The sequence below is a fragment of the Mycobacterium sp. genome, from assembly GCF_040509115.1.
GTDB lineage: Bacteria > Actinomycetota > Actinomycetes > Mycobacteriales > Mycobacteriaceae > Mycobacterium.
On sequence record NZ_JBEVLO010000469.1, the window covers coordinates 1 to 8,458 of the forward strand.

10 protein-coding genes are annotated in these 8,458 nt (G+C 68.1%); 8 read left to right on the forward strand and 2 right to left on the reverse strand.

The genetic code is table 11. The features are described from left to right. Positions 1–242 precede the first annotated feature (242 nt). Genes ABW137_RS32105 through era form a run of 5 tightly spaced genes read left to right on the forward strand, consistent with a single transcriptional unit; the run spans position 243 to position 4,360 of the window. Positions 243–1,292: a PhoH family protein gene (locus ABW137_RS32105; protein WP_526406349.1), complete on the forward strand. Its 1,050-nt coding sequence runs from the start codon at positions 243–245 to the stop codon at positions 1,290–1,292. Next, positions 1,289–1,825: an rRNA maturation RNase YbeY gene (gene ybeY, locus ABW137_RS32110; RefSeq protein ID WP_526406351.1), complete on the forward strand. Its 537-nt coding sequence runs from the start codon at positions 1,289–1,291 to the stop codon at positions 1,823–1,825. The genes ABW137_RS32105 and ybeY overlap by 4 nt, the downstream gene beginning before the upstream one ends. After that, a complete protein-coding gene (locus ABW137_RS32115; RefSeq protein ID WP_526406366.1) occupies positions 1,822–3,117 on the forward strand; it encodes a CNNM domain-containing protein in 1,296 nt (431 codons plus the stop codon). The genes ybeY and ABW137_RS32115 overlap by 4 nt, the downstream gene beginning before the upstream one ends. Continuing rightward, positions 3,114–3,431, forward strand: a complete 318-nt coding sequence (locus tag ABW137_RS32120; RefSeq protein WP_526406353.1) for a cytidine deaminase-like protein — start codon at positions 3,114–3,116, stop codon at positions 3,429–3,431. The genes ABW137_RS32115 and ABW137_RS32120 overlap by 4 nt, the downstream gene beginning before the upstream one ends. After that, positions 3,428–4,360, forward strand: coding sequence for a GTPase Era (gene era, locus ABW137_RS32125; protein ID WP_526406355.1), 933 nt, complete (start codon positions 3,428–3,430; stop codon positions 4,358–4,360). The genes ABW137_RS32120 and era overlap by 4 nt, the downstream gene beginning before the upstream one ends. A gap of 46 nt (positions 4,361–4,406) precedes the next feature. Here the strand turns inward: era and ABW137_RS32130 are convergent, their stop codons facing one another. Continuing rightward, positions 4,407–5,846: an amidase gene (locus tag ABW137_RS32130; protein ID WP_526406357.1), complete on the reverse strand. Its 1,440-nt coding sequence runs from the start codon at positions 5,844–5,846 to the stop codon at positions 4,407–4,409. A 65-nt stretch (positions 5,847–5,911) separates the two neighbouring features. Here ABW137_RS32130 and recO point away from each other — a divergent pair, with 65 nt between their 5' ends. The 3 genes from recO to ABW137_RS32145 are packed head-to-tail and all read left to right on the forward strand — an operon-like array spanning position 5,912 to position 8,099. Next, positions 5,912–6,766 carry a DNA repair protein RecO gene (gene recO, locus ABW137_RS32135; protein ID WP_526406359.1) on the forward strand — a complete coding sequence of 285 codons (855 nt, stop codon included), beginning with the start codon at positions 5,912–5,914 and terminating at the stop codon, positions 6,764–6,766. Further along, positions 6,702–7,598 carry a decaprenyl diphosphate synthase gene (locus tag ABW137_RS32140; protein ID WP_526406361.1) on the forward strand — a complete coding sequence of 299 codons (897 nt, stop codon included), beginning with the start codon at positions 6,702–6,704 and terminating at the stop codon, positions 7,596–7,598. The genes recO and ABW137_RS32140 overlap by 65 nt, the downstream gene beginning before the upstream one ends. A gap of 48 nt (positions 7,599–7,646) precedes the next feature. After that, the gene (locus tag ABW137_RS32145; RefSeq protein WP_526406363.1) at positions 7,647–8,099 is read left to right on the forward strand and encodes a hypothetical protein; all 453 of its coding nucleotides are present in this window, start codon (positions 7,647–7,649) and stop codon (positions 8,097–8,099) included. On the opposite strand, the gene ABW137_RS32150 is transcribed toward ABW137_RS32145, so the two are convergent. Then, the coding region (locus ABW137_RS32150; protein ID WP_526406365.1) for a Fur family transcriptional regulator at positions 8,088–8,458 on the reverse strand (371 nt) is incomplete at its 5' end. The two genes, ABW137_RS32145 and ABW137_RS32150, sit on opposite strands and share 12 nt — an antisense overlap.

Below are 8,458 nucleotides of genomic sequence, written 5' to 3' on the forward strand. Positions count from 1 at the left end.
TGGGGATCGACCGGCAGCACGACCTGCGGCGCGTCATCCAGCCCTTCGACGTCGATTCACAAACCGACAACGCCATGCAGCAGATTCGTTGACATCTGCTCTGCAGGGAAGGGGTACCCCGATCGGGTGCCCCTTCTTCGTATCACGACCCCTTCACCATTGGGACCCGACGGTGACCAGCGGTAAGCTAGCCAGAGCATTCGACAGCGACCAGAGCACGGAAAGCAGGCACTGAACATCACGTGACGCCCCGCGAGACGAACACCGCCTCGGACAGCACCGTGCGATCTAGCAACGACGTACGCACGACGATCAATGTGCAGCCCGACCTCGTGGTGGGCCTGCTTGGTTCCGCTGACGAGAATCTCCGCGCCCTCGAACGCATGCTCAGCGCCGACATCCACGTGCGCGGCAACGCGGTCACCCTGTCCGGCGAGCCCGCCGACGTCGCAATGGCCGAGCGGGTGATCACCGAACTCGTCGCCGTCGTGGCAGGCGGGCAGACGCTGAACCCGGAGGCAGTGCGCCACAGCGTCGGCATCGTCAACGGCACCGGCAACGAGTCACCGGCCGAAGTCCTGACACTGGACGTTCTGTCGCGGCGCGGCAAGACGATTCGACCCAAGACGCTCAATCAGAAGCGCTACGTCGACGCGATCGACGCGCACACGATCGTGTTCGGGATTGGACCGGCGGGTACCGGCAAGACGTACCTGGCCATGGCCAAGGCCGTCAACGCCCTACAGACCAAGCAGGTTTCGCGAATCATCCTCACCCGGCCCGCCGTGGAAGCAGGCGAGCGGCTGGGCTTCTTGCCGGGCACGCTGAGTGAGAAGATCGATCCCTACCTGCGCCCGCTCTACGATGCTCTGCACGACATGATGGATCCGGAGTTGATCCCGAAGCTGATGAGCGCAGGGGTCATCGAGGTTGCACCCCTGGCGTACATGCGCGGCCGCTCGTTGAACGATGCGTTCATCATCCTCGACGAGGCGCAGAACACCACCCCCGAACAGATGAAGATGTTCCTGACCCGCTTGGGCTTTGGCTCCAAGATCGTGGTGACCGGCGACTCGACCCAGATCGACCTGCACGGCGCCAAGTCGGGCCTGCGCGCTGCCACCGAGGTCCTCGGTGGCATCGACGACATCCACTTCGCCGAACTCACCAGCGCCGACGTGGTGCGGCACCGCCTGGTGTCCGAGATCGTCGACGCCTACGCCCGCGCCGAGGGGTCCGCGTCGATGAACCGCGCCGAGCGCCGCTCCGGCACGGGCAGGCCGCGCCGGTGAGCATCGAAGTCTCCAACGAATCGGGCATCGACGTGTCCGAGGACGAATTGATCAGCGTCGCAAGGTTCGTCATCGCCAAGATGGACGTCAACCCCGCCGCCGAACTGTCCATGGTGCTGCTCGACACCGCCGCCATGGCCGACCTGCACATGCGGTGGATGGACCTACCCGGCCCCACCGACGTGATGAGCTTTCCGATGGACGAGCTCGAGCCCGGCGGCAGGCCCGACGCACCCGAGCCCGGTCCTTCGATGCTCGGCGACATCGTGTTGTGCCCGGAGTTCGCCGCCAAACAGGCTGAGACGGCTGGGCATTCACTCGGTCACGAGCTCGCGCTGCTCACCGTGCACGGGGTCCTGCACCTGCTGGGCTACGACCACGCCGAGCCGGACGAGGAGAGGGAGATGTTCGCCCTGCAACGCGAACTGTTGGAGGAGTGGGTGGCCGACCAGGTCGCCGCCTATCACCAGGACCGGCAGACCGAGAAGGACCGCCGACTGCTCGACAAGTCCCAAAACTTCAACGAATGGTGACCGGAATCGCCTCCCTCCTCGGCGCACTCGCGCTGATCGCCGTTGGGGGCCTGTTCGCCGCGATCGACGCTGCCCTCAGCACCGTCTCGATCGCTAGGGTCGACGAACTCGTCCGCGACGAGCGACCGGGTGCCGCGCGGCTGGCCAGGATGATCGACGACCGGCCGAAGTACATCAACCTGATCGTGCTGCTGCGCATCACGTGCGAAACCGCCGCCACGGTTCTGCTGGTCGCCTTCCTGTATGAGGACCTCGGTCTGACGTGGGGGCTGCTGGCCGCGGCGGCGATCATGGTGGTGGTCAGCTTCGTCGCCATCGGCGTGGGTCCGCGCACCCTCGGCAGGCAGCACGCCTACCCGATCGCACTCGCGGCGGTCCTTCCGCTGCAGGCGATCTCGGTGCTGCTCACCCCGATCAGCCGACTGCTCGTCCTGATCGGAAACGCGCTGACGCCGGGCCGCGGATTCCGCAACGGGCCGTTCGCCTCGGAGATCGAATTGCGCGAGGTGGTCGACCTCGCTCAGCAGCGCGGCGTCGTGGCCGACGACGAGCGCAGGATGATTCAGTCGGTGTTCGAGCTCGGCGACACCGTTGCCCGCGAAGTCATGGTGCCACGCACCGAGATGGTGTGGATCGAGAGCGACAAGACAGCCGGACAGGCCACCTCGTTGGCGGTGCGCAGCGGACACTCGCGGATGCCGGTCATCGGTGAGAACGTCGATGACATCATCGGCGTCGTCTACCTCAAGGACCTCGTCCAGCAGACCTACAACTCGCGCAACGGTGGCACCGACACCCGGGTCGTCGAAGTGATGCGCCCTGCGGTGTTCGTCCCCGACTCCAAACCGCTCGACGAACTGCTGCGCGAGATGCAGCGCGATCGCAACCACATGGCGCTGCTTGTCGACGAGTACGGCGCCACCGCAGGCCTGGTCACCATCGAAGACGTGCTGGAGGAGATCGTCGGGGAGATCGCCGACGAATACGACACCGACGAGGTCGCACCCGTGGAAGAGTTGGGAGACAAGAGCTTCCGCGTGTCGGCGCGACTGCCACTGGAAGACCTCGCCGAACTCTACGAGCTCGACCTCGCCGACGATCTCGACGTCGACACCGTCGGCGGCCTGCTGGCACACGAGCTGGGCCGCGTCCCGCTCCCCGGCGCCGAGGTGACGTGGGACGACCTGCGGCTGCGCGCCGAGGGCGGACTCGATCACCGCGGCCGGGTCCGCGTCGGCACCGTCCTGGTCCGTCCGACCGAACCGCCGGAGAAGGAGGACGACGACGCGTGAGCCTCGATGCCGAAGACGACAAGTTGGTGGTTCTGGCGCGTGGCGCCATGGGTCGCGCGGAGGCCACCAGCGGCGCCGCCGTGCGTGACCTCGACGGCAGGACGTACGCGGGCGCGCCAGTCACCCTCGACGCCCTGACGCTGACGGCGCTACAGGCCGCGGTGGCCGCAGCCGTCTCCAGCGGGGCCGTCGGCCTGGAGGCCGCCGTGCTGCTCGGGGGGTCAGCCGACGACGCCGGGGTGGCCGCGGTGCGCGAGCTGTCCGCGGAGGCCGCCGTCATCGTCACCGACCGCGCGGGGAACCCCGTCACGTGAGCGGCGAGCAGACCGAATTTCATTCGGGTTTCGTGTGTTTCGTGGGGCGGCCGAACACGGGCAAGTCGACGCTGACGAACGCTCTGGTGGGTACCAAGGTGGCCATCACGTCGAACCGCCCGCAAACCACCCGGCACACCATCCGTGGCATCGTGCATCGCGCGGGCTTCCAGATCGTTCTCGTCGACACCCCCGGGCTGCACCGGCCCCGCACGCTCCTCGGCCAGCGGCTCAACGAACTGGTCAAGAACACGTACTCCGAGGTCGACGTGATCGGCCTCTGCATCCCCGCCGACGAGGGCATCGGCCCCGGCGACCGGTGGATCTACGAGCAGATCCGCGCCGTCGCGCCGAGGACGACGCTGATCGTCATCGTCACCAAGACCGACAAGGTCTCCAAGGAGAAGGTCGCCGCGCAGTTGCTGGCGGCAAGTGAGCTGACCGGCGGCGCCGCCGAGATCGTGCCGGTGTCGGCGACCACGGGCGATCAGGTCGACGTTCTCACCGACGTGTTGGCCGCCCAGCTTCCGCCGGGTCCGGCGTTCTACCCCGACGGCGAGCTGACCGACGAGCCAGAGGAAGTCCTGATGGCCGAGCTGATCCGCGAGGCGGCCCTGGAAGGCGTGCGCGACGAGTTGCCGCACTCACTGGCCGTCGTCATCGACGAGGTCGAGGTGCGCGAGGGGTACCGAGACAAGGACGGCGAGCTGAGCCCGATGGTCGATGTCCGCGCGATCCTCTACGTCGAGCGGGACTCGCAGAAGGGCATCGTCATCGGCAAGGGCGGCGCGCGCCTTCGAGAGGTGGGCACCGCCGCGCGCCTTCAGATCGAGAAGCTGCTGGGCACCAAGGTCTATCTCGATCTTCGAGTCAAGATCGCCAAGAACTGGCAGCGGGACCCGAAACAGCTTGGGCGGCTAGGCTTCTAGAGCACCGTCGGGCTGATGCCGATGGCGCCCGCCGGGGTTGATTCCCCTACTTTCGCGAGCCCGCGGGCGTGTCCCACCATGGGTCGGGCTGCTTGGCTACCCAGCCACCGGTCGCCTCGAGCGCAGCGGCCAGGGACACCAGGAGGGGCTCGCTGTTGGCCGGACCCATCAGCTGCACGCCGATCGGCAGCCCGTCCGAGGTGAAGCCGGCGGGAATGTTGATGGACGGCCAACCCAGGAGGTTCCACGGCCACGTCACGGGACACGCGCGGATCATCGCGCGGTCCGTGGCGAGCCCGCCGCGACGATCGAAGTCGTCCACCTTCGGCGGCGGCAGCGCCGTGGTCGGCGCGAGGACCACGTCGGCGAGGTTGAAGACGTAGCCCATCCGGCGCTGGGATTCGGCCTCGCGGGCACGGGCGTCGCGCAACGTCTTCTCCGAGAGCAATCGTCCCATCCGCAGGTTGCTCCTGGTGCGTTCGTCGAGTGTGACGAAGGGTCCGAGTCGGTGCGCCCAGTCCAGCAGTCCCGACGTCGAACGGGACAGGAAGTTCCACGAGGTCCGCAGGTCGTAGTCGGGGTCGGCGGCGATGACGCCGTGCCCGAGATCTTCGAGATGACCGGCGACGGTCTTCATCGCGGCCCGAATCTCGGGATGCAGCTTGGCCCGGAAGCCCGTGAACGGGAACTTCGTCGACACCGCCACGGTCAACGGTCCCGGCGCCCTGCCGACGGACTCCGAGACGTTCACCGGTGGCGGCTGGTGCAGGTCGCCGTCGACGTTGCCCGATGCGGCATCGAGCACCAGGGCGGCGTCGGCGACGGTGCGGGCCAGCACCCCGTTGACGGTGATGCCGTTGAACGCCTCCGGTAGCGGCCAAGTCGAGATCCTGCCCCGCTGGGGCTTGATGCCGACCAGATGCGTCCACGCCGCGGGGATCCTGACGCTGCCCGCACCGTCGGATCCGATCGCCGCCGTCACCAGTCCGGCCGCCACGGCTGCCGCGCTGCCGCCGGACGAGCCGCCGGGGGTGTGCTCGGCGGACCACGGGTTGCGGGTGTGCCCGAAACCGGGGCCACTGGTGAACGGCCACTGTCCGAGCTCGCAGGTGTTGGTCTTCCCGACGATCACGGCACCCGCCGCGCGGAGCCTGCGCACGACCTCGGCGTCCGCGGTGGCCGGTGCCACCTCGCCCGACGTGCCGAACCGGGTCGGGACACCTGCGACGTCGACGTCGTCCTTGACGGCAATCGGGATGCCGAGCAGGGGGAGACGCGAAAGATCCTGGCGCTCAGCCCGTTTGCGGTCGGCTGCGGCCGCGTCGGCGGTGGCCCGTTCGGTCAACACGACGCGGAAGGCGTTCAGCGTGGCCTGGCTGGCCTCGATCGCGGCCAACGAGCGGGCCGTCAGTTCGGCGGACGTCACCCTGCCGCTGGCCAGTTGGTACTGCAGCTGGGTCAAGGTTGGGAAGGTGCTTGGAGCCATTTGAGACCGAGGGTATCCGGCCCGGCCTCACCCGTGCCGTCGGCACGAGGTGGGACACTGTCACGATGCGGCTGTACCGAGATCGGGCTGTCGTGCTGCGCCAGCACAAGCTCGGCGAGGCCGACCGGATCGTGACCCTTCTCACCCGGGACAACGGGTTGGTCCGGGCGGTGGCCAAGGGGGTGCGCCGCACGCGGAGCAAGTTCGGGGCCAGGCTCGAACCGTTCGCGCACATCGACGTTCAGCTCTACCCGGGCCGCAACCTCGACATCGTCACGCAGGTGCAGGCCATCGACGCGTTCGCCACCGACATCGTCAGTGACTACGGTCGCTACACCTGCGGGTGCGCGGTGCTGGAGACGGCCGAACGGCTCGCCGGTGAGGAACGGGCTCCGGCGCCTGCCCTGCACAAGCTCACGGTCGCGGCGCTGCGCGCGGTCGCCGACGGCACCCGTCCCCGCGAGCTGGTGCTCGACGCGTACCTGTTGCGCGCCATGGGCATCTCCGGGTGGGCGCCCGCCCTGACCGAGTGCGCGCGCTGCGCGACGCCGGGCCCGCACCGGGCGTTCCACGTCGCCGCGGGCGGAAGCGTGTGCGTGCACTGCCGACCGTCGGGTTCGGTGACGCCGCCGCAGGGCGTGCTGGATCTGATGTCGGCGCTACACGACGGCGACTGGCAGTCTGCCGAGGCGTCCACCTCGTCGCACCGCAGCCAGGCCAGCGGATTGGTGGCCGCGCATCTGCAGTGGCACCTCGAACGGCAGCTGCGGACGTTGCCGCTGGTGGAGCGCGTCTATCGGATCGATCGCACGGTCGCCGAGAAGCGGGGCTACGTGGTCGGGCAGGATGTTGCGCATGGCTACGATCAGGGGCAGGGGAAAGACGACTGCGAAGTACCCGCAGTTGCCCCCGGCGCCTGACGACTACCCGAGCTTCCCGGACAAGTCGACGTGGCCGGTGGTGTTTCCCGACCTGCCGCCCAGGACCAACGGCAAGTTCTCCCGACCGCCGCAGCACACGTCCAAGGAGTCGGCACCGCTGATCCCCGAGGGCCAGGTGCCCAACCACGTGGCCGTCGTGATGGACGGGAACGGCCGCTGGGCCACCCAGCGGGGGCTGAGCCGCACCGAGGGTCACAAGATGGGCGAGGCGGTGCTCATCGACATCACGTGCGGTGCCATCGAAATCGGCGTCAAACACCTCACGGTCTACGCCTTCTCCACGGAGAACTGGAAGCGCAGCACCGAGGAGGTCCGCTTCCTCATGGGGTTCAACCGCGAGGTGGTGCGACGCAGGCGGGAGAACCTCAACGCGATGGGCGTGCGGATGCGGTGGGTCGGATCGCGACCCCGCATGTGGAGCAGCGTCATCAAGGAGTTCGACATCGCCGAGCAGATGACCGTCGACAACGACGTCATCACCATCAACTATTGCGTCAACTACGGCGGGCGCACCGAGATCGTGGAGGCGGCCCGGGCGCTCGCGCAGGAGGCTGCCGACGGGAAGATCAGCGCGGGCCGCATCTCCGAGGCCGCGTTCGCGCGTCATCTGCACCGTAACGACATCCCCGACGTGGACCTGTTCATCCGGACGTCGGGGGAGCAGCGGGCCAGCAACTTCCTGCTGTGGCAGGCGGCGTATGCGGAATACGTGTTCCAGGACAAGCTCTGGCCCGATTACGACCGGCGCGATCTCTGGGCGGCGTGCGAGGAGTACGTGAACCGCAATCGACGCTTCGGTCGGGCCGAATGATGGGCTTGAGGGGCAGGGCCGAATGATGGGCTTGAGCGGTCGGGCCGAATGACCACGCTCCTGGAGCGGCTCACGTCGGCGCTCGGTGAGGTGACCACCCTCGTCGAGGAATCCGACGGCGCACTGACCATCTCGGTGGACGGCAGCGTCGCCTCACTGCGGGTCGTGACGATCGCCGAGGGGCTGGAGATGGTGTCCCTCACCCAGCCGCTGGCGTGGGATCTGCCGCTCACCAACAAGATCCGCGAGCGCGTCGCCGACCAGGCAGGCCGGACCATGCTGGGCACCGTCGCGCTGGTCGAGAAGGCCTCCGACGGACCAGATACGGCGGCCAACGGGTCCTCGACGAAAGCCACCCGAAGGACTGCGGCCAAACGCGTCGCCGACGTGATGCTGCGCTACAACTTCCCCGCCGCGGGCCTGACCGACGAGGCGCTGCGGACGCTGATCCTCATGGTCCTTTCCGCCGGCGCCGACGTGCGCCGGGCGTTAGTTGCCTGACCGCTGACCGGCGCAGTCACCGCACACCCCGAAGATCTCGATGGTGTGGCTGATGTCGGAAAACCCGTGCTCGCGGGCGACGTCGGTGGCCCATGCCTCCACCTGACCACCCTGCACCTCGACGGTCGAGCCGCACGCCCGGCACACCAGATGGTGATGGTGATGCTCCGAGCAGCGCCGGTATACCGACTCGCCGGTGTCGGTGCGCAGCGTATCGACGAGCCCGGCGGTCGCCATCTGTTGCAGGGTGCGGTAGACGGTGGTCAGACCGATGCCCTCGCCGCGCCGACGCAGTTCGTCGTGCAGTTCCTGAGCCGACCGGAACTCGTCGAGGTTTTCCAGCAGCGCCGAGATCGCCG

What these genes read in the sequence shown, in the direction of transcription:
- ABW137_RS32130 (WP_526406357.1), bottom strand. Translation starts at nt 5,846, where the DNA reads ATGGCTCCAAGCACCTTCCCAACCTTGACCCAGCTGCAGTACCAACTG.
- recO (WP_526406359.1), top strand. Translation starts at nt 5,912, where the DNA reads ATGCGGCTGTACCGAGATCGGGCTGTCGTGCTGCGCCAGCACAAGCTC.
- ABW137_RS32140 (WP_526406361.1), top strand. Translation starts at nt 6,702, where the DNA reads ATGGCTACGATCAGGGGCAGGGGAAAGACGACTGCGAAGTACCCGCAG.
- ABW137_RS32145 (WP_526406363.1), top strand. Translation starts at nt 7,647, where the DNA reads ATGACCACGCTCCTGGAGCGGCTCACGTCGGCGCTCGGTGAGGTGACC.